Raw genomic sequence first — 20,301 nt, 5'->3', positions numbered from 1 at the left:
CCCTGATTTACATCAATTCGGATTACGCTTGGTTGCGGGCGGTATTATCGCCGCCAAGCCAGGAGCGCCCTGGGAAAAGCTGATATCACGACCATTTTTTCAGCAGGATGCTGGCGTTGACGCCGCCAAAACCGAAGCCATTGGATAAGGCGTAGGTCATTTCATAAGGCTCCGCCTCTTTGCGCACCAGATGCAAACCTTCGGTGGCCGGGTCCGGATTCTCCAGGTTAAGGGTGGCCGGAACGATTTGATCGCGCAAGGCCAGAACGGTAAAAATGGCCTCAAGGCCGCCGGCGGCGCCGAGCAAATGGCCGGTTGCCGATTTGGTGGCGGTGACGGCCAGTGCCGAACCCAAACCGAACAGATGTTTTATGGCGTTGATTTCGCCCAAATCCCCCACCGGGGTCGAGGTGGCATGGGCATTTAAATGCCTCACCTGCTGGGGCGAGACGCCGGCCTGCTTGAGGGCGATTTTCATTGCCCGGTAAGCGCCGTCGCCGTCTTCCGCGCCGGAGGTCATATGATAGGCGTCCGCGGTGGTGCCATAACCCACTATTTCCGCCAGAGGCGTGGCGCCACGGGCCAGGGCATGGTCAAGGGCTTCCACCACCAGCAGACCCGCCCCTTCGCCCATGACAAAACCGTCGCGATCCCGGTCAAAAGGACGGGAAGCGGCGGCCGGAGCGTCGTTAAAGTGAGTGGAGACCGCCCTGGCGGCGGCGAATCCACCCAGGCTTACGGTATCGATGGCCGCTTCGGCCCCGCCGCACAGGGCGATATCCGCCTCATCGTTGGCAATCAGGCGAACCGCGTCGCCGATAGCCTGCACACCGGCCGCGCAGGCGGTGACCGGCGCGCCGATAGGTCCGCGGAAATGGTGCTTGATGGAAACATGTCCGGCGGCCAGATTGGCCAGAAACGACGGAACGGTAAAGGGAGAGAGCCGCCCTGGCCCGCGGTTATCCGAGGTGCGCACCGCATTGGCGATGGCGGGGAATCCGCCGATACCGGTGGCGATAATGGTGGCGGTACGCTCCTGACGTTCATCGGTATCGGCCGTCCAGCCGGCCTGACGGAGAGCTTCATCCGCCGCCGCCATGGCGAAGAGGATAAACCGGTCCATTTTTTTCTGATCTTTCGGCGGAACGTACCGATCCGGATACAAACCCGCTTCGGGATCCTGTTCCGACGTCGGCACCTGGCCGCCTATTTTCACCGGCAGCAGCGCGACCATTTCTTCCGGCAAAGGCCCGATCCCCGATTGCCCGGCCAGCAACCTCGACCAGATGGTTTCTACGCCACAGCCTAACGGCGATACGGCACCCATGCCGGTGATCACTACTCGACGCTTATTCATTGCCTGTCCTGTTATAGGGTTGTTGATGTTGGTAAGGAGCGGAAATTTCCCGATGCGCGTCACGCTGCGGCTTGTTGCCCGTTCCGGCGCAACGCGCGGTGGTGATAATATTGACATTATGATAGGTGAGCCGCTCGCCGCTCTGCCTGTCAATCACTTGCGGCGTGACCGCTTTGCCGCTGTGGCGATGCACCGGCACGATAGCGATCCGATCGTCGTCTAACAAGCGGTTACCCCAGTCCAGCAGTGAAATCAGCACCGGAAACAGCGCCAATCCGCGTTCGGTCAGAAGATATTCATGGCGGACCGGCCGCGTCTGGTAGGGTTGCTTAAACATAATATCGTTTCGCACCAGCGTATTGAGCCGCCGGGTCAGCATGGTGGGGGATATCCCCAGGCTATGCTGGAATTCATCGAATTTGGTCAAACCGCGAAAGGCATCCCGCACGATCAACATGCTCCACCACTCGCCTATCCGTTCCAGGGATTGTGCTATGGGACAAGCCATATGGTCAAAATGGGTTCTTTGCATACTTTCCTGATGGTTATCAGCGGGTTTAACACGCAATCCTCAGTAACTATAATCATTGTAGTCACTTGAGGAATGCTATCCTAGCGTACATGTGTGCGCTGAACAAGTCCGATCAGTAGCGCTTTTTGTAATGGCGTACGGTTTTTGTTGATTTTCGGCGCGACATAACTCTTTCTTTCCGCGACGCCGATTATAATCGTCGATAAATAAACCGACGCGTTTTATCCATCGCCTTGGATCGCTACTTAATTAACATATTTTATTACTGATGACTTTCGGCGCCGCCTCTCAATATACCCTAGCAACGTAAAGTATGACGGGTATATAGTCTTCAAATCAGGTCTATGTATTGTTCGGCTTAGCGGTCCATTATGGAGCGTGTTATGAAGTATTTAATTAATCATTCAGTTTTATTTGACACCGCGGGATATCAATTAGGCTTATTAAATAATAATGCCTCTGTAATTAAATTATCCAATACCGCCGGCCGGGTATTGGAAGCGTTAATAGCCGCCCACGGCGAAGGGAATACGGTAACCCGTGAATGGTTATTTGACAGCGTCTGGGTAAAATACGGAATGCAGCCCTCAAACGGCAATTTGAATCAGCAAATCAGCCTGCTGAGAAAAGCGCTCATATCCCTGCATTTGGATGCGACGGCCATAGTGACCTTACCCAAACGCGGGCTGAAGCTTAACGATCGCTTGCTGATAACCCAGGAGGAAAACCCACCTCAGCCGCCCGCCGCTTCTTTGCCCCAACCTCAGGATAGAGAAGACGGGCAGCCGGACGACGCTTTCACCGCCGAAAAATCCTCGTCAACTAAAGAAATCTTTATCAACGGCGTCTTGGGTATCGCCTTTGCCGCCACCCTGTTGATGGCCTATGTCTATTTCAACCGGCAGGATAGGCAGCCGCTGTTTTTACTGGATAAGGTGGATTCTTGCGATATCTATACCCTCCGGCCGGTGCCGGCCCGGGATAAAGAGTCCATGCTCGAACAGTTGCGGCAGGTGATGAGGGGCAATATCGAGAAATGCACAGCGCATCATTTCATCCTGTTTTCCCATAACATTGTGACTAATACCACAATAAGAAGCGGCATTAATCAGCGTAATTTCATGGCTAAATGTGAGCGGGATGCCCAGGGAAATATAGCAAGCTGCCTTAATTTTTACTTTTATAACTGGGACGCACAATGAAAAGAATTCTGGCGGCCTGTTGTCTGGTCACAATTTTTTCCGGCCTGTTTTATCTGTATCATTATCGTCATCCTTTCGCGGGGTTTCAATGTTCAGGCATGATGGTGTTCAGGGCCAATACCCCACAAGGCCGCTTTAGCTACACGGCCGAAGCTAAAATGTTTTTTACCAATCGCCGCGAAGGGTTTTACGTCCTGAACGGCACTTTTGCTCATAACGGGCAAACCTTTAATTTACATCGCACAAAATTTTTCTCTTATCGGCGAAAAAATAATCAGGACTTGTATGAAATCATCATCACAAGAGAAATAATATCCAATATGGACAATACGCCTAAATCGGCGACAGATCCGGTGCTGATACCGGTGGGGGAATCGGTTTTACCCCGCTTTCGGCGTTTGGATAAACGTTCAATACTCGTCAGTTTGATATATTCACCCTTCTTTACATGTGCCAAAGAGTGACCTGCGCTATTAAATCCCGCTGAATCTTTGACTAAGTGTGACAATGCATAAATACTCTTAATGAACATGTCAAATTATGTCATTAGCGGCAGCCCTTCTGCCTGACCCGAGATGCTGTGGATACCCCATGAGAAAAACAAGACCCTTCGGCTCCCCCCGGCAAAGAGTCCGTAACAGCGCAGTCTACGGTCACCAGCGATTTACCCTGTTGTTCCAGCTCGGCGCTTCCGCCGTGTTGCTTATCCTGGCGCTTATCGTATTGAACAGCTTGCATCTATGGCGCACCTATCATCAGGCGCTGGCGCGTTCCCAGACCAATACCGCCAATCTCACCCAGGCGCTGACCCAGCATGCCAGCGATACCTTTGTCCAGGCCGAGGCAATCCTGGAAGAACTGGCGGAAATAATCCATCAACAGGGCATGGACCCGGACAAATGGCCCGTTCTGCATCGGCTTTTCAAGGAAAAAACCCAAGGTTTGCAGCAAATAGACGCCATTTCCCTCTATGACGCCCGGGGCCGTATGCTGGTGACGGCGGCGGATAAATTACCGTCGGTGAATGATTTTTCCGACCGGGATTATTTTAGATATCACCGCGATCATCCGGATTTGACCATACATATCGGCCAGGTAATCCGCAGCCGCATGACCCAAGAGCTGATATTACCCCTCTCCCGCCGCCTTGATAATCCCGATGGCAGCTTCGCCGGCGTGCTGCTTGAAAGCGTGATGATCAGCCATTTCCGGAATTTCTATACCAAATTCGTTATCAGCGACGACTCCACGTTAATGATGCTGCTCAATAACGGCACCGTGCTATACCGCCATCCTTACAATGAAAAAGTCATCGGCACCACCATCGCCGATTCGCCGCTGTATAAAGATAATATCCTTCAAAATCAATCCGGCACCGTCAACAGCGCCCTGGCGAACGACCCGCAGTCCATGGTTTACAGCTATGAGCATCTCAAACAGTTTCCGGTCATTATCACCAGCGGGGTATCCATGGATCAGGCGTTGGCCGACTGGCGGCATGATGCCATCAGCCATGCCGTCATGACGCTGATTTTTGTCCTGATGATTTCCCTTGTCTGCCTGCTGCTAATGCGGCAGGTACGGGCCAGAATGCGGATTGAACTGGAGTTGATCCATGCGCAGCAGGAGCTGCGTAAATTAAACCGGTCCCTGGAAAAGCTGGCGCGCTCCGACGGGCTGACCGGCTTGTATAACCGGCGCCACTTCGATTTGGTATTCAAAAATGAATTCAACCGTGCTATAGAACTTCGCCGGCCGCTGGGGCTGATTTTGCTGGATATCGATTTTTTCAAGCAATATAACGATATTTACGGCCATGTGGCCGGGGACGAGTGCCTGCGGCTCATTGGCAATACCCTGCGCGCGCTGCCCTGCGCCAGCGCGATCTGGCGGCCCGCTACGGCGGCGAGGAATTTATCGTCCTGCTGCCGGAAACCGACAAAACCGGCGTCCTGGCGGTGGCCAGACGGATTCAGGACAAGATCGGGCAACTTGAAATCCAGCATCGGGGCAGCCCGGTGGGCAGTATCAGCGCAAGCATCGGCATTTATGTCGGATTGCCCATCAGCGATGTAGATACGCCGTCCAAACTGGTGGTCAGGGTGGATGCGGCGCTGTATGAGGCCAAGCGGCTGGGCAGGAACCGGATTTGCGAAGCCTGACGGGCCGGGCGGCGCGGCATCCCGCCCGGCGCCGGCGATAATGTCTGTCATATCCCGCTGAACCAGTTATACCCCTGGTCCTCCCAGTAGCCGCCGGGATTGCTATTGCTGACAGAAATCGCCACGATATGCTTGGCATTTTTGAAACCCAGTTTGGTGGGCACGCGTAATCGCAGCGGATAGCCAAACTCATCCGGCAGCTCTTTGCCGACAAAATCCAGCGCCAGCGTGGTTTGGGGATGTAGCGCGGTGGCCATGTCGATGCTGGAGTAATAACGATCGGCACAGCGGAAGCCGACAAAACCGGCCCGCATATCCGCCCCCACATGCTGTAAAAAGGTGCGCAGCGGCACACCGCTCCATTGACCGATAGCGCTCCAGCCTTCAATGCAAATCAGGCGGGTAATCTGGCTTTGCTGCGGCAATGCCCGCAATTTTTGCATGGTCCAGGGACGCTTATCCGTTACCAGGCCGGAGACGTCCAATTGCCAGGTGGCGATATCCACCTCCGGCACGTTATCTTCGGGATAAAAAGCATTAAAGCGAAAAGGCGTGGTTATCTGGTCGGGGCGATAGGTTTGCGCCGGCCGCCGGTCGCTGAACAGCCAGGCCTGCACCCGGTCATTCCAGCGCGACATGGCCCATAGCACCTTATCCACATCATCGCCGTCCTGCATATTGCAGCCGGTAAGCATCGTCAGCGCCCCCAGGGTCAGGCCGGAGCGCAGCAGCAAACGGCGCTGCAATCGGTACAGCTCTTTCTTTTGGGCCGGCTCCAATACCAGCCCGCTCTTTTTAGGGTTATTCATTGCGTGTTTTCCGTGGTTTACGGCGCAGGTAACCGGTAATCATCGGCAAAAAAGTGCTGGGCACCATCAGCACCATGGCCAGATGGACCACCACAAAAACGCCGATGGCGCTCATGGCGAAAAAATGGACATAGCGCGCCCGGTCGAAGCCGCCGAACACCGCCACCAGCCAACTCAGCTGCACCGGTTTCCAAATGGACAGTCCCGACAGCACCAGCACCAGGCCGCACAGCAGGACAAACAGATAAAATGCTTTTTGCACGGCATTATATTCGCCGGGCCGGTGGATAAGCCGGAACATGAGGGCCGCCCGCAGATCCCGCCACAGCGAGGCAGGCGTCACCGGCAGGAAATCCCGGCGGAAGTGGCCGCTGGCCAAGCCCCATGACAGGTAGAGCAGTCCGTTGGCCGCCAGGGCCCACATCACCGCCAGATGCCAGGCAATGGAGCCGCCGAGCCAGCCTCCCAGGGTCAGCGCGGCGGGAAAGGTAAAGGGGAATATCGGCGAGGCGTTATAAATACCCCATCCGCTCATAAACATGCCGCACATAATCAGCACGTTCAGCCAATGGGTAATACGCACCGGCAACCGGTGCATAGGGATTTTCACCGCTGTGGGAACACTTTTCACAGGCACTCTCCTTAAGCCCGGCACAACCGGCCGGAGACCGGCGCAAAGCACCGCCGCCCGGCCGTTTCACTGTTACATCGGCGGTATGGTGCCGTTGACGCCGGCAACGATACGGGCCGCCACCACTGGCGTGGCGCTGCCCGGCGCCGGCCACAAAATAACGTGCGCGCCCTGGACCAGCTGCGAACGATTACCTGGTGACAACGTCACAACTGGCACATCATCCGGCACAATAACCTTTTTCTCGCCGTTCTGGTATTTTACCGTCATGGTGTGGCCGTTGGCATTCACCAGGGTGCCGACGGTGCCGTTGGTCATGGTGCCGGTTTTACCGTCGGCCCCCTGCCATGGCCGGAAGCCTTCACCGGATCCCCGCAGCGACGGGTCGAACACATGCACTTCCAGCGCTTTAAGCGTACCGTCCGGCTGCGGCGCCGCGGCGGTGCCGATAAAGCTGTTGGGTTTGATATCGCTTATCTTACCTTGCGATACCGCCGATACGGTGGTTTTGTCATTCAGGGTGGCTGTGTGCTCCTGACCCCGGCGATCGGTTATCTGCAGTTGATCGCCGCTGATTTGCGTGATGGTGCCGCGAATCGCCATCATGGGCTTGGCCGGCGCATCCGCCGCCTGTACCGCTACGCTGCCTAAGGTCAATGCTCCCGCCAGTAGTCCTGTCAATAATCTGAGTTTGGCCATGTGATTCTCCTTTGAATATTCGGTCCGGCCGATGCCGCGCCGGTCATCTGTGCATCCGGTACCTCTCGCCCCGGAGGCCTGTTTCCCTGTCAGCTTGGCAAACCAACCCGGTCCGCCGGATGACCGTTCGATGACAATATTGTCATCAACCGGCGTCAAACAAACTGTTAAACTGGGAATGTGGCCGGGAGGACATATCTGGATGCGTATACTGATAGTAGAAGATGATCTCAGTACTGGGGAATATTTGCGAAAAGGCCTGGGAGAAGCCGGCTATAGCGTCGATCTGGCCCGCACCGGTCCGGACGGCCTGTTTCTGGCCCTGGAGAACATTTACGATGTCATCATACTGGATGTGATGCTGCCGGGATTGGACGGCTGGCAGCTTATGGACATAATCCGTAAAAAAAGCGATGTTCCGGTGCTGTTTCTTACCGCCCGGGATCAGGTGCAGGATCGGATTCACGGCCTGGAGCTCGGGGCGGACGATTATCTGATCAAGCCCTTTTCGTTCACCGAATTGGTGCTGCGCATCCGCACCCTGCTGCGCCGCGGCGTCATTCGCGAGGAGAACGATTTTCATCTGGCGGACTTGCATATCGATATGCTGCGGCGCAAAGTCACCCGTCTGGATACCGCGATTATCCTGACCAACAAAGAGTTCGCCCTGTTGTCGCTGCTGGTGCGGCGCCAGGGGGAAGTGCTGTCGCGGACCCTTATCGCCTCCCAGGTCTGGGACATGAATTTTGACAGCGATACCAATGTGGTGGATGTGGCGGTCAAGCGCCTGCGCGCCAAAATGGATCGCCCTTTCGAGGTTAAACTTATCCATACCGTGCGCGGTATCGGTTATGTCTGCGAAGTACGTTGATGATGATGCCGCGTTTCCCTTCTCTCTCCCTTACCGCCCGTTCGGCCCTGCTGTTCGCCGTGTTGGCCGCCCTGGTGATAAGCAGCGTGGGATTGTATCTGTACGGCGATATGGCCCGTTCCATGCGCAATCAGGCCGCCGCGCAAACCGCCAACCGGGTGGCCTATTTCCGCAGCCTGCTGGGCAATGCATTTCCCATTTCGCTACTCAGCGATAACCCGCATTTATTTGAGAATATGCTCGGCAACGAACGGGATATTCTGATATTCCAGCGTCCGGGCCAGACGCCGCTTATCAATGTCAATCCGGGGCGTTACCGGTTGCCGACGGTGGCGCCGGTGGCGGACGGCGTTCCGGTGTCCCTCGGTGCGGTGCATGCCGCCAGCACGCCGGAAGGCGTTCCCATCCGCTTTGTGACGGCCTGGGTCAGTCTGGCCGGCCATGATCCCATCCAAATCACCGCCGGTCATATTATGCTAAACGAGACGCGCATGCTGGCGCAGTACCGCGATCGCATCATCGCGGCGGTGATAGGGGCGTTTTTACTGATAGCCCTGCTGGGCTACGGCGTGAGGCGCCACGGACTGAAGCCGCTGCGGCGCAGGGCGGCGCAGGCTGAAGGCATCCACCCCGCCCCCCTCCCTACCCGCCTGTCCGAACAGGGCGCGCCGGCGGAGCTGCATCAGGTGATCCGGTCGTTTAACGCCATGCTGGACCGGCTGGCGGACGGCTACCAGCGGCTGAGCCGCTTCTCCGCTGATTTGGCCCATGAAATCCGCACGCCGGTGAACGCCCTGATGGGCCATTGCCAGGTAGCCCTGTACCAGCGCCGTTCGGCGCAGGAATACGAAAGCGTGCTGGTCCGAAACAGCGAAGAGCTGGAGCGCATTTCGCGCATGGTGGAAAATATCCTGTTCCTGGCGCGGGCCGGCGAAGCCCAGTCCGCCATTTCGCCGGTGCCGCTGCCGCTGGAAGTCGAGCTGCAGCGGATTGCCGATTATTTTGAAGGACTGGCGGAAGAACGGGGCCTGGCGCTGCGTTGCCGGGGAGAAGGCATGGTCCAGGCGGATGCCATGCTGTTGCGCCGGGCCTTAAGCAATCTGGTGGACAATGCCATACGCTATGCCGACGCCGACAGCGACATTATCCTCAGCGGCCGTCGCGATGGCGACGGCTGGCTGATTGAAGTCATCAATCATGGTCCGCCCATTCCGCCGGATCATATGGACAAGCTGTTCGACCGGTTTTACCGCGCCGACGACGCGCGTACCAGCAGCGGTAACGCCAGCGGCCTGGGATTGTCCATTGTGCAGGCCATCATGAAACTGCACCGGGGCAGCGCCGGCGTCAGCTGCACGCCGGCGGGTGAGATTTGCTTCCATCTCTATTTCCCGGACAATATAAACGATGCCCAGGCGGCGGCCTGAATCCGCCCCGGATCGAACCCCTGATAACCGTTGAATTGACGTTATGATGTCACGTTGACGGCGTGTTTACGATCAGGCAGCCTGTCCCGATTGGGCGCTTTGTTAACGAACTCACGGCCGGAGGCCGGCTTTCCTGTCAAGGCTTGAGTATAACCTTGGTCCAGCCGGGATCCCGGTTATCAAAGTGTTCGTAGGCTTCGGGTGCTTGCGCCAGGTGCAGGCGGTGCGAGATTATCTGCGACGGCTTGGCCCGGCCTTGATGGATAAGTTTCGCCAGTTGCCGGTTATAGGCCTTCACGTTGGCCTGCCCGGTGCGGATCTGCTGCCCCTTGAACCAGAAGCTGCCGAAATCAAACGGCATCTTGCCCGCTTTGGCAAGCTCGGTCTTCGCCCCCGGATCCTGCGGCACAAAAACCCCTACCACACCGATGCCGCCGGTGGCGCGGGTGGATGCCACCAGGCTGTTCATGGTGTCGGAATTATCTTCATGGCCGTGTTTATCGCAGCATTGATAACCGACGCATTCACAGCCGCAATCGGTGCCGCGTCCGTCGGTCAGATTAAGGATCTTCTCCACCGCCGCCTCTCCCACCGCCTTCACCGGGGTCGCGCCCATTTTTTCGGCCAGTGCCAGCCGGCTGTCATGGGTATCCACCACAAACACCTGGGATGCCCCTTTGATCATCGCCGAGTGGGCCGCCATCAGCCCAACCGGACCGGCGCCGTATATCGCCACGCTGTCACCGGGCCGCAGGCCTGCCAGTTCGGTGGCGTGCCAGCCGGTGGGGAAAATATCCGACAGCATGACATAGTCATCCTCTTTTTCCACCGCGTCCGGCGGCAGTATCAGACAGTTGAAATCGGCGAACGGTACCCGCAAAAGTTCCGCCTGGCCCCCTTCATAAGGCCCCATTTCGGCAAAACCGTAAGCGGCGCCCGCTGTGCCGGGATTGGCCGTCAGGCAAAAGCCGGTCAGCCCGCGCTCGCAGTTTTCACAAAAACCGCAACCGATGTTAAACGGCAGGCAGACATAGTCGCCGGCCTTAACCCGCTCCACCCCCGCGCCCACCTCAATGACCTGGCCGAGATTTTCATGGCCGAAAATGCGGCCGCGTTCAAAGCTGGTACGCCCTTCATACATATGCAGATCCGAGCCGCAAATATTCGTGGTGGTGATACGAATCAGCGCATCGGTAGGCTTGGTGATTCGGGCGTCCGGCATGTCCTTGATGGCGACATCGCGGGGACCGTTATAAACGACTGCTTTCATTATTTCCTCCGGCATGTGATTTTATTGCAGTGATGAGGCGGTCATTCCTCTTCTTATAACGGATAGCTCAAATCATCCTGGGCCGCGAATAAAGATAAGCTTTTTTACACTATGGCGGCGCGGGTCGATGAGAGAAAAAACGAAACAACAGGCGCAGCGGCGCTTTCGATATGAAAACGCAGCGAGTTGAAATACAATAAATTAATAATACTAATGATTAATGCGGCCGGCTAGCAGGCGGCCAGATGACCGTTGCCGTAATCCTGGAACCGCTGCGGCGGAATCTGATAGCCGAAGGGTTTAATGGGATCCGGCCGCTCCATTTCAGCAAGCAGCGGGCGGAAATCCCGTTTGTGGTTGACATCCAGCGAGGGCACCGCGCTCAGCAAGCGTCGGGTATAGGGATGGCGGGGATGATGCAATACCGAATCCCGCGGACCGATTTCCACGATCTGGCCGCAATACATCACCGCCACCCGGTGACAAATGCGTTCAACCACCGCCATATCATGGGAAATAAAGACATAGCTCAGTTGCAACTCACCCCGCAGCCATTCCAGCAAATCAAGCACCTGGGCCTGCACGGAAACATCCAGCGCCGAGACCGATTCATCAGCGATGATCACCTTGGGATTGAGGGCCAGGGCGCGGGCAATGCAGATGCGCTGGCGCTGGCCGCCGGAAAACTGGTGAGGATAGCGGGCCAGGGCATCGGCGGACAGCCCCACCTGCTCCAGCAGCGCCGCCACCCGTTGCACCCGGAGGGCATGCGCCAGACCGTCATGGATCAGCAGCGGTTCCCCCACCAAATCAAAAATGGTCTTGCGCGGGTTGAGCGCCGCGTACGGGTCCTGGAACACCATCTGTATATCCCGCCGCACCGCCCGCAGGTCCTCGCCCCGCAGTCCGTTCAGCTCCCGCCCCTCCAGGGTGGCGCTGCCGCTGAAGGGGATCATGTTCAGCAGCGCCTTGCCGGTGGTGGATTTGCCGCAGCCGCTTTCGCCGACGATACCGAGGGTTTCTCCCGCAAAGAGATCAAAACTGATATTTTCCACCGCGTAAACCTGCCGCTTTTGCCCGAACCCCTGACCGCGCACCGGAAAGCGCACGGTCAGGTCCCGCACGGATAACAGCGGTCTCTCTTGCGCCACCGGCGCCAGCGGCGGCGCGCTGCCCAGCACCGGCACCGCCGCCAGCAGTTTGCGGGTGTAGGCGGCCTGGGGCGCGCTAAATAGCGTTTGGGCGGAAAGCTGCTCTTCCACCCGTCCCTGATTCATCACCACCACTTGGTCCGCCATTTCCGCCACGACGCCCATATCATGGGTGATGAGCAGCAGGCTGGTGGAAAAATCCTGCTGCAGCTCGCGCATCAACTGCAGAATCTGCGCCTGGATGGTGACATCCAGCGCCGTGGTGGGCTCGTCGGCAATGAGGATTTCCGGCTGGCACAGCATCGCCATGGCAATCATCACCCGCTGGCGCATGCCCCCGGACAGCTCATGGGGATACTGCCCCAGCCGCTTTTCCACCTGGGGCAATTTCACCGCGTCCAGCATGGCCAGTATCCGCCGGCGCACATCCCCACGCCCGAGATGCTCATGGCGCCGCAGGGTTTCTTCCAACTGCTGCGCCACGGTCATCAGCGGGTTCAGTGAGGTCATAGGCTCCTGGAAGATCATGCCGATGCGCTTGCCGCGCAGCTGTTGCATCCGGCGTTCGCCCAGGCTCAGCAAATCATCGTTGCCAAACAGGATGGCGCCGCCGGGAACAGACGCGTCCTCCGGCAAAAGTCCCATGATCGCCAGCGACGTCAGTGACTTTCCACTGCCCGACTCGCCGGCGATACAGAGCGTTTTACCGGGCAGCAGGGAAAAACTCACATCATCCACTACCCGCCGGCTGCCGAATTCAATGGACAATCGCTCCACGGACAGCACCGGCCGGTCATTGGCTGCTAACATCGTCCGCCCTCACTGTAATACCGTTTTCGGGAAATAGAACGAAACCACCCAGTTCGGCGCATCCACGATCTCGCTGATGCGCAAATCGCCGCACACCGAACAGAGCATATAGGCGTCTTCGGCCCGCATCCCGTGCTCGCGGCACAACCAGTCAATGGTATAACGCAGCGCGTCCCGGGCGGCGGTCATCAAATCGCCGCCGACGCCGGTAAACACCTCGTAGCCGTCACCGTCCAGATGACGGGTAACCGGACCGGGGGTACTGAACCGCGGCGCCGGCAGCGGCGTGTTTTTTATAAGATCAAGAGTCAACACCACGTCCATGGCGCTCTCAATGGCGGTGCCGCACACCTCGCCGTCACCCTGGGCGGCATGGGTATCGCCGATGGAAAACAGCGCCCCGGCCGTTTCCACCGGCAGGTAGAGGATACAGCCGGCGGTGAGATCCCGGATATCCAGATTGCCCCCTACCCGGCGCGGCGGCACCACCGAATGCAGGCCCGGCGCGCCGGGCGCCACGCCGATGGTGCCGGCGAAGGGTTTTAACGGCACCTTGCCGTACTCGCCGAAGGCGCAGGGCGCCATAGAGTGCCGGTCGTACTGCCACAGGGCCAGCGCCGGCGCGGTGAACTCCTCCGCCAGCAGGCCGAAGCCGGGGATGACGGCGGTCCAGCCAAAGCCGCCGGGCCTGAACTCATCCAGGGTGATTTTCAAGACATCCCCCGGCTGCGCTCCTTCCACATACACCGGACCGTTCACCGGATTGATTTTATCAAACGGCAGGCTGCCCACCGCCGCCGCTGTGGAACCGGGGGAAAAGTGACCGTTGCCGGAATCCAGGCAGTGGAATTCCAGCGTCGTGCCCGGCGCCACTCTGGCCGCCGGGGCCAGGCTATTGTCCCAGCCGAAATGATGCTGGGGATGATGGATTGTTTTTACCAGGCAATTCTGACACATGCTCATCTCCTTAGACCCTAGATAATCCTTGTTACCAGAAGGCGGCAAGCCCGCGCATCCCCTGAAGCCCAGATAGCTAAGCGACCGGGGTAAGCGAGCGCAGCCAACGCCGGCAACTCGAACTATGACGGGTATAGCCCGCCGGCCTTAGCCCATGCCAGGCCGGTGGCGGCGGTTATTTGATCCAGATGGCGTCGTAGTTCACCGGTACGTGTACCGGATCCACATACAGCGCGTCCGCCCCGCCCATACGCGCCGAATGCACCGTATAGCGTTTTTCATTGAAAATAGGCGCCCAGGGCGCGTCGGCCATGGCTTCGATAAAGATCTTGCGCCACAGGGCAATGCGCTGTTCCTGCTGATCGGGCTGGGTTAGGCTGTCGGCCTTGGCGGCTTCGGCATCCAGGGTTTTATTGCAATAGCGCGACCAGTTCCAGCCGCCGTCCACCGCCCCCATACAGCCGAGGATCGGTCCCCAGAAGTCGGACGGGTCCGGGAAATCGGCAATCCAGGCCATACCGCCGGACCACACCATCGGCGCCTGATCCGCCGAACCGCCGGCGGCAATCACGTTGGCCTGGGCCAGGGATTTAATCGCCACGCGGATACCCACCTTGGCCAGATCCTGCTGGATGGATTGGGCGATACGCGGCTGCGGATCGGTATTCATCACGTAAAGCTCGGTATCGAACCCTTTGGCAAAACCGGCCTGATCCAGCAATTGTTTCGCTTTGGCGACGTCAAAGGCATAGCCTTTATAGTCTTTGTCATATCCCGGCATGGCGGGAGGCAGCGGCTGGTTGGCCGGCGCCGCGCGGCCGTTGATGATCCTGACGATGCGATCCTTGTTGATGGCCATATTCACCGCCTGCCGGACCTTCACATTGTCAAACGGCGGCAGGGTGGTCTTCATGGTGACATAACCGGTTTGCAACTGATCGCCGGTCACCAGCATGCCTTTGTATTTCGGGTCCTGCTTGAACTGCAGGAACTGGGCCGGCGGCACGCCGTCGCCGGCAATATCCACCTCGCCCTTTTCCAGTCTCAGCAGCGCCACCGACGGATCCTGCCCAACTTCGAAACGGATGCTGTCCAGATGCGGGATACCGGCCCGGTAGTAATGGGGATTCTTTTTGAACACCAGCTCCTGGCCCAGCTTCCACTCGCTCAGCTCAAAGGCGCCGGTGCCCACCGGATGCTTGCCGAAATCCGCTCCCCACTGATCCACGGCTTCCTTTGGCACGATGGAGGCGAAGTTCAGCGCCATCACCTGCAGGAACGTGGCGTTGGGCTCTTTCAGGGTGATCTTGATCGTATTGGGATTCACTACCTCAATACCGCTCAAATGGTCGGCTTTGCCGGCGGCCATCTCGTCATAACCGGCGATGGCGCTGAAAAAGCCGGCGCCCGGGCTTTGGGTTTTCGGATTCACCGTCCGCTCCAGGGAGTACTTCACATCGTCGGCGTTTAGCGTGCGGCCGTTATGGAAGGTCACGTCCTTGCGCAGGGTAAAGGTATAGACCTTGCCGTCGTCGGAGATGCTGTAATCCTGCGCCAGATCCTTTTGCAGATCCGTGGTGCCGGGCTTGTAATCCATCAGGCGGCTGAACAGGCTTTTGATCATCGACCAGTTCTGCCAGTCATAGCCGATGGCCGGATCCAATGTGGCGATATCGCTTTGGTAGGTCACCACCGCATCGCCGCCGTCTTTCGGTTCATCCGCCTGGCCGGCGCCCGCATACAGCACTCCCGCCAGGGCCAGCATAAGTAAACTTTTTCTCATTTCCTTGCTCCTGTTACCGTTGTTTTTCACGTCGATACGAGGATCGACCCATGGCAAAATCAGATCCGCCAGCAAATTGCCCAACACAATCGCCACCGCCGATACGGTGGTAACGCCCACAATGACCGGAATATCCACCTGCTGAATGGCCTGCCAGGCCAGTTGGCCGATACCGGGCCAGCCGAACACCGACTCCACCACCACCAGCCCGCCGAGAAAGATGCCGATATCAATGCCGATCATCGGGATCAGCGGCAATATGGCGTTCGGCAGCACATGGCGGCACACCACCCGCGCCCGGCTCAGACCCTTGGCCCGGGCGGTGCGGATAAAATCCTGATGCAGCACATCAATCATCGATGAGCGCAGCATGCGCGAGTACCAGCCGCTGCCCAGAATGCCCAGGGTCAGCGCCGGCAGGGCGATATGGCTGAAACCGCCGTACCCCCCCATGGGAAACCAGTTGAGCACGGCGGCAAAAAGATAAAGAAACAGCATGGCGGCGATAAACTGCGGCGCCGAGACGCCGATAAACGACAGCGCCATTAATATTTTGTCCGCCAGGCCATCCCGCCGCAGCGCCGCCAGGGTACCGAGGGTAATGCCTATCACCAGTTCACAGCCGATACCCGCCGCCATCAGCTGCAGCGACGGGCCGATGCGGGAGGAGATCAGTTCGCTGACCTGGCTGCGCTGTATAAACGAGCGGCCCAGATTGCCGTGCAGCAAATCGAACAGGTAATGCAGGTACTGGCGGTAAAAAGGCAAATCCAAACCCAGCTGATGGCGGATGCTGGCCACCACTTCCGGCGTAGCGCTGCGCCCGGCGATTTGCCGGGCGGGATCGGCGGGCAGCATAAACAGCAGCAGATAGCTGATAAGCGTCACCCCAATAAAATCAGCAGGGCATGGCCGAGTCGGCGGCTCAGGAACAGCAGCATCATGAACGTCCTTTCAAAGTAGGATCCAGAGCGTCGCGCATGGCGTCGCCGAGCAGATTGAATGAGAGGGAGAGCAGCACAATGGCCGCCCCCGGGAAAAACACCAGCCAAGGGGCGGAAGTGAAATAGGTCTGGCTTTCGAAAATGATATTGCCCCAGCTGGCGGTGGGGGGCTGTACGCCGACGCCGAGGAACGACAGTGTGGCCTCAAGCAGTACGGTGGTGGAGATACCCAGGGTCGACCAGACCAGAATGGTGGGCACCAGATGCGGCAGCAGGTGCACGGCGAGGATCCGCAGCGGCCCGGCCCCCAGGGTTTTTTCCACCGCCACGAAATCCCGCGCGCCGAGGGTGCTGGTTTCGGCATAAATCACCCGGGCGATTTGCACCCAGTTCACCATGGCTATCACCATGGCCACGATCCAGACGCTGGGCTGGAAAATCGCCGCCAGGGTAATGGCCAGCAATAAGGCCGGAAACGCCATCATCAGGTCGGTAAACCGCATCAGCAGCCCGCCGAGCCTGCCTTGGAGATAGCCGGCGCACAGCCCCACCAGCGTGCCGATAACCACCGCCAGGCCGTTGGCCGCCACCCCCACCAGTAATGATGTGCGGGCACCGTAAATCAGGCGGGACAGCAGGTCGCGGCCGAGCAAATCCGTACCCAGCCAGAAATGGCTCCCCGGACTCAGGGGCGCGCCTTCCACGCTTAGCCCTTCGGTAAACTGTTCATTGGGATCGAATGGCGCGCACCAGGGCGCCAGCAGCGCCGCCAGCACCACCACGGCGATATATCCCACCGACAGCCAGACCGCCGGCCGCCGCCAGAAACCGCGGGGCGAACTCATCCCCGTTCTCCGCGCCGCTTGAGGGCCGCTTGTCCCAACCGCTGGCGACAGATATCCTCAATACGCCGGTTGGTGCGCATTGATTCCCCCCGCAGCCAGGCGTAGGCCTGCCGTTCGTCCAGATCCCGCTCCACCATCAGCGCGGCCAGGGTTTGAGCCAGTTCAGCGTTAAAATCCAGCCGACGATGGGCCAGAGACAGGTTCCGGCTATCCTCGTTCAACTGCTGGCGCAGACCCACCGCCATCATCAACGTGGTATAAATCGCCCGCTGGTTGATGGGCTTTGGCAGCAGCGCGGTGGCCCCCAGATCAATGGCCCGCTGGATTTGCGACAGCGCTTCATGGGAGGTCAGGGCCACGATGGGCAGGCCCGCCTGATTCAGACTTGCCAGCAGCCGCGGACTGGCAAAATGCTCCAGTTCCACCAGCGCCGCGCACAGCGGTTCTTCCGGCGGCGGGCCGTCCAGCGCAGCCGTCAGCCAGCGCACGCCCATGCGCGGCAGGCTTTTTTCCAACGCCGCCAGGGTTCGGGCTTCGCAATCCACCAACAACAGCGGGCGGGCTTCAAATTCCGGTGATGTCAGGTTCATTTCACTATCCTCATGGGTCTGCCCGCGCCCTTCAGGCGCTCGGAAATAGGCTGTCGCAGATCGGTCAAGGTCAGGTAGGGATCCGGCGCCAGACAGTGATCCTCGCTGTGAATCAGTTCCAGCACGCCGTGGCGTAACTCAGTGATATGACAAGGCAGATAGGTATGATTGTTGCGGCGCGAAATTTTCATCGGCCCCATGAAGGTGACGTTGTCACTATCATACAGCGCCTCGCAAATCCGCTGCGGATCAAGGCTGTCGGTCTGTTGCAGCGCCCGGGCAAACAGCAGCACCGCCAAATAGGCGCCGGTATAATAATGGGAATAATGGCCCGGGCCGTGGCGCCGCCGCTGGCGCGCGCAGAATAACGGGTCCGCCGTTTCGAAGAACGGCCCGCAGGAAAACAGCCGCAAGGCTCTGATTTCCCCGAGCTGGCTCAACTCCGCCTCGGTCAGGTTGCAGCTGAGCACCGGCAGGGAGAGATGCCGCCGGGCGCAGATATCGTCCAGACGGCGCAAAAAGGCGTAGGAAGATTCCCCCACCAGGTTATTCAGTACAAATGACGGCGCGCCGGCCAGCAGCGAATGCACCACCTCGTCCACCCTGGTATGCCCGAGATGAAGGAATTTTTCGCCGGTAATTTCACCGTTAACCGCCGTCACCACTTCCCGGGCAATACGATTGCTCTCCCAGCCCCACACGTAATTGGAACCGATTAAGAACGCCCGGGTGCCGAAATTTTCCAGGGCCAGCCGCAGCAACGGCACCAACGTCTGATTGGGGCAGCCGCCGAGATAAATCACCTGCTCGCTGCTTTCAAAGCCTTCATAGGGGGAGCCGTACCATAACAGCGCGTTATGCTGTTCCAGGTCCGGGATAATCTCTTTGCGGCTGGCGGAGGTAATGGTGCCGAAAATATGCCGCACCCCTGCCCCAATCAGCTGCGCCACCCCGGCGCTGTAGTCCGCCAGCCGCGCCTGGGGATTGATATGCCGCGCCCGCAGCAGGAAATCGTACCCGGCGTCCTGGTTGATTTCCGCCAGGGCATCCTGCGTTCCCGCCAGGGCGCCGGTCGCCATGTGGCGGTAGGTACCGTCGGTGGATAACAATATCCCGATATCAATACTCCGGCGCATTTCCCTTTCTCCAAAAAAAAACCCGATCGCCCCTTACGGGAAGATCAGGCTTCGTTACCTGTAAATTATGTCATCAAGGCTTATCGGCGACGGCCGGGCTTGGCTAGCCTATGTCATGAAATAATCATGCCAATCTTGCAAGCCGCGTTCCCCGCCGCTACAGCGCCGGCGCCGGCGGCCGGATTGCACCATCATGGCGCATTGGCGCAAAACAGTGCATTGGCGGCGAACCGGCGGGATCAGCGATTCACGTCCACCACCACCCGGCCGCGGACTTTACCCGCCATCAGATCGTTCGCGGTTTCGATAACCTGCCCCAGCGGGATCTCCCGGCTGATGCTCTGCAACAGCGCTTCATCCGCCAACGAGGCCAAACGCTGCCAGGCGGCGACACGGTCCGCCCTGGGACGCATCACGCTGTCCACCCCCGCCAAGGTTACGCCGCGCAGGATAAACGGCGCCACCGAGGCCGGCAAATCCATGCCCTGCGCCAGACCGCAGGCGGCCACGGTGCCCTGGTATTGCAAACCGGCGCAAACATTGGCCAGGGTGTGGCTGCCGACGCTGTCAATGGCCGCCGCCCATTGCTCTTTACCCAAGGGACGCCCCGGCGCGGAAAGCACCGTCCGATTGATAACCTCCGCCGCGCCCAACTGCTGCAGATGCGCCGTTTCTTCCGGCCGGCCGGTGGACGCCACCACCCGGTAACCCAACCGTGACAAAAATGCGATGGCGAAATGCCCCACGCCGCCATTGGCGCCGGTGACCAGCACCTTACCGCTGTCCGGGGTGACGCCGTTTTTTACTGTTTCTCTCCCACGCCCCAGCCGTTAAGCAATACTTCATCGCCGACCTTGAACGCGGGATGGCTGCTTTCCTCCACCCTGCCCGCCAAATCCACTCCCGGCACCATGGGAAACGAACGCACCACCGGGCCTTTGCCGGTAATGGCCAGGCCGTCTTTATAGTTAAGCGTGGAATAGCTCACGCTCACCAGGACGTCCCCCGCCGGCAGCTGTGTCTTTGCCAGCGATGCCAGACGGGCACGATAGCCCTGCTCGTCTTTCTCAATCAAAATTCCGTTAAACATACTGATTCCTCATGAAGTAGATCGAATGTCCATGC

The 20,301-nt window shown here is 58.7% G+C and carries 17 protein-coding genes and 3 pseudogenes; 6 read left to right on the top strand and 14 right to left on the bottom strand.

Annotation, left to right across the window (positions count from 1 at the left end):
* Positions 1 to 85: 85 nt before the first annotated feature.
* Entirely contained in the window at positions 86 to 1,357 is a 1,272-nt protein-coding gene (fabF, locus tag GTU79_RS11860) for a beta-ketoacyl-ACP synthase II (RefSeq protein ID WP_132921985.1), read from the bottom strand.
* Positions 1,350 to 1,889, bottom strand: a complete 540-nt coding sequence (locus GTU79_RS11855) for a winged helix-turn-helix transcriptional regulator (protein WP_203521778.1) — start codon at positions 1,887 to 1,889, stop codon at positions 1,350 to 1,352. The genes fabF and GTU79_RS11855 overlap by 8 nt, the downstream gene beginning before the upstream one ends.
* 383 nt (positions 1,890 to 2,272) lie before the next feature.
* Between GTU79_RS11855 and GTU79_RS11850 the strand changes: the two genes are divergently transcribed.
* The 4 genes and pseudogenes from GTU79_RS11850 (at position 2,273) to GTU79_RS31360 (ending at position 5,253) form a co-directional block, all read left to right on the top strand.
* Complete coding sequence (locus tag GTU79_RS11850) at positions 2,273 to 3,091, top strand: winged helix-turn-helix domain-containing protein (protein WP_203521779.1); 819 nt, start codon at positions 2,273 to 2,275, stop codon at positions 3,089 to 3,091.
* Entirely contained in the window at positions 3,088 to 3,555 is a 468-nt protein-coding gene (locus GTU79_RS11845; RefSeq protein ID WP_214513961.1) for a FidL-like protein, read from the top strand. Before GTU79_RS11850 ends, GTU79_RS11845 begins: the two co-directional genes overlap by 4 nt.
* 76 nt (positions 3,556 to 3,631) lie before the next feature.
* A pseudogene (locus GTU79_RS11840) lies at positions 3,632 to 4,897 on the top strand (sensor domain-containing diguanylate cyclase); the annotation flags it as partial.
* 26 nt (positions 4,898 to 4,923) lie between these two features.
* Complete coding sequence (locus GTU79_RS31360) at positions 4,924 to 5,253, top strand: GGDEF domain-containing protein (RefSeq protein WP_420854162.1); 330 nt, start codon at positions 4,924 to 4,926, stop codon at positions 5,251 to 5,253.
* Between the two features lie 47 nt (positions 5,254 to 5,300).
* On the opposite strand, the gene GTU79_RS11835 is transcribed toward GTU79_RS31360, so the two are convergent.
* The 3 genes from GTU79_RS11835 to GTU79_RS11825 all read right to left on the bottom strand — a co-directional run bounded on the left by GTU79_RS11835 (position 5,301) and on the right by GTU79_RS11825 (position 7,392).
* A complete protein-coding gene (locus GTU79_RS11835; protein ID WP_203521782.1) occupies positions 5,301 to 6,062 on the bottom strand; it encodes a molybdopterin-dependent oxidoreductase in 762 nt (253 codons plus the stop codon).
* Positions 6,055 to 6,660: a cytochrome b/b6 domain-containing protein gene (locus tag GTU79_RS11830; RefSeq protein WP_132927773.1), complete on the bottom strand. Its 606-nt coding sequence runs from the start codon at positions 6,658 to 6,660 to the stop codon at positions 6,055 to 6,057. Before GTU79_RS11830 ends, GTU79_RS11835 begins: the two co-directional genes overlap by 8 nt.
* Positions 6,661 to 6,765: 105 nt before the next feature.
* On the bottom strand, positions 6,766 to 7,392 hold the full coding sequence (locus tag GTU79_RS11825) for a hypothetical protein (RefSeq protein ID WP_132921991.1): 627 nt from the start codon (positions 7,390 to 7,392) through the stop codon (positions 6,766 to 6,768).
* Positions 7,393 to 7,594: 202 nt separating this feature from the next.
* Here GTU79_RS11825 and GTU79_RS11820 point away from each other — a divergent pair, with 202 nt between their 5' ends.
* Both GTU79_RS11820 and GTU79_RS11815 read left to right on the top strand, forming a co-directional pair.
* Positions 7,595 to 8,263, top strand: a complete 669-nt coding sequence (locus tag GTU79_RS11820; protein ID WP_132921992.1) for a heavy metal response regulator transcription factor — start codon at positions 7,595 to 7,597, stop codon at positions 8,261 to 8,263.
* Positions 8,263 to 9,690 (top strand): heavy metal sensor histidine kinase, encoded by a 1,428-nt coding sequence (locus GTU79_RS11815; protein WP_253073559.1) that lies wholly within the window; start codon positions 8,263 to 8,265, stop codon positions 9,688 to 9,690. Before GTU79_RS11820 ends, GTU79_RS11815 begins: the two co-directional genes overlap by 1 nt.
* Before the next feature lie 136 nt (positions 9,691 to 9,826).
* Here the strand turns inward: GTU79_RS11815 and GTU79_RS11810 are convergent, their stop codons facing one another.
* From GTU79_RS11810 to GTU79_RS11770, 9 genes and pseudogenes are all read right to left on the bottom strand, one after another.
* Positions 9,827 to 10,960 carry a glutathione-independent formaldehyde dehydrogenase gene (locus GTU79_RS11810; RefSeq protein ID WP_203521783.1) on the bottom strand — a complete coding sequence of 378 codons (1,134 nt, stop codon included), beginning with the start codon at positions 10,958 to 10,960 and terminating at the stop codon, positions 9,827 to 9,829.
* A gap of 230 nt (positions 10,961 to 11,190) precedes the next feature.
* Positions 11,191 to 12,921 (bottom strand): ABC transporter ATP-binding protein, encoded by a 1,731-nt coding sequence (locus tag GTU79_RS11805; RefSeq protein ID WP_214513959.1) that lies wholly within the window; start codon positions 12,919 to 12,921, stop codon positions 11,191 to 11,193.
* 9 nt (positions 12,922 to 12,930) lie between these two features.
* Positions 12,931 to 13,878 carry an acetamidase/formamidase family protein gene (locus tag GTU79_RS11800; protein WP_203521785.1) on the bottom strand — a complete coding sequence of 316 codons (948 nt, stop codon included), beginning with the start codon at positions 13,876 to 13,878 and terminating at the stop codon, positions 12,931 to 12,933.
* Positions 13,879 to 14,053: 175 nt separating this feature from the next.
* Entirely contained in the window at positions 14,054 to 15,661 is a 1,608-nt protein-coding gene (locus GTU79_RS11795; RefSeq protein WP_203521786.1) for an ABC transporter substrate-binding protein, read from the bottom strand.
* A gap of 90 nt (positions 15,662 to 15,751) precedes the next feature.
* A pseudogene (locus tag GTU79_RS11790) lies at positions 15,752 to 16,519 on the bottom strand (ABC transporter permease); the annotation flags it as partial.
* An 82-nt stretch (positions 16,520 to 16,601) separates the two neighbouring features.
* On the bottom strand, positions 16,602 to 17,450 hold the full coding sequence (locus tag GTU79_RS11785; RefSeq protein WP_132921997.1) for an ABC transporter permease: 849 nt from the start codon (positions 17,448 to 17,450) through the stop codon (positions 16,602 to 16,604).
* Positions 17,447 to 18,040 carry an ANTAR domain-containing response regulator gene (locus GTU79_RS11780; RefSeq protein ID WP_132921998.1) on the bottom strand — a complete coding sequence of 198 codons (594 nt, stop codon included), beginning with the start codon at positions 18,038 to 18,040 and terminating at the stop codon, positions 17,447 to 17,449. The genes GTU79_RS11785 and GTU79_RS11780 overlap by 4 nt, the downstream gene beginning before the upstream one ends.
* The gene (locus tag GTU79_RS11775; RefSeq protein ID WP_203521787.1) at positions 18,037 to 19,176 is read right to left on the bottom strand and encodes a transporter substrate-binding protein; all 1,140 of its coding nucleotides are present in this window, start codon (positions 19,174 to 19,176) and stop codon (positions 18,037 to 18,039) included. The genes GTU79_RS11780 and GTU79_RS11775 overlap by 4 nt, the downstream gene beginning before the upstream one ends.
* A 239-nt stretch (positions 19,177 to 19,415) precedes the next feature.
* Positions 19,416 to 20,266: pseudogene (locus tag GTU79_RS11770) on the bottom strand (MDR family oxidoreductase).
* Positions 20,267 to 20,301: the final 35 nt, after the last annotated feature.

Origin of the sequence: Sodalis ligni (assembly GCF_016865525.2) — a bacterium.
Lineage (GTDB): Bacteria > Pseudomonadota > Gammaproteobacteria > Enterobacterales > Enterobacteriaceae > Acerihabitans > Acerihabitans ligni.
The sequence above is the reverse complement of the archived record's forward strand: the minus strand, read 5'-3'. Positions and strand labels throughout refer to the sequence as shown.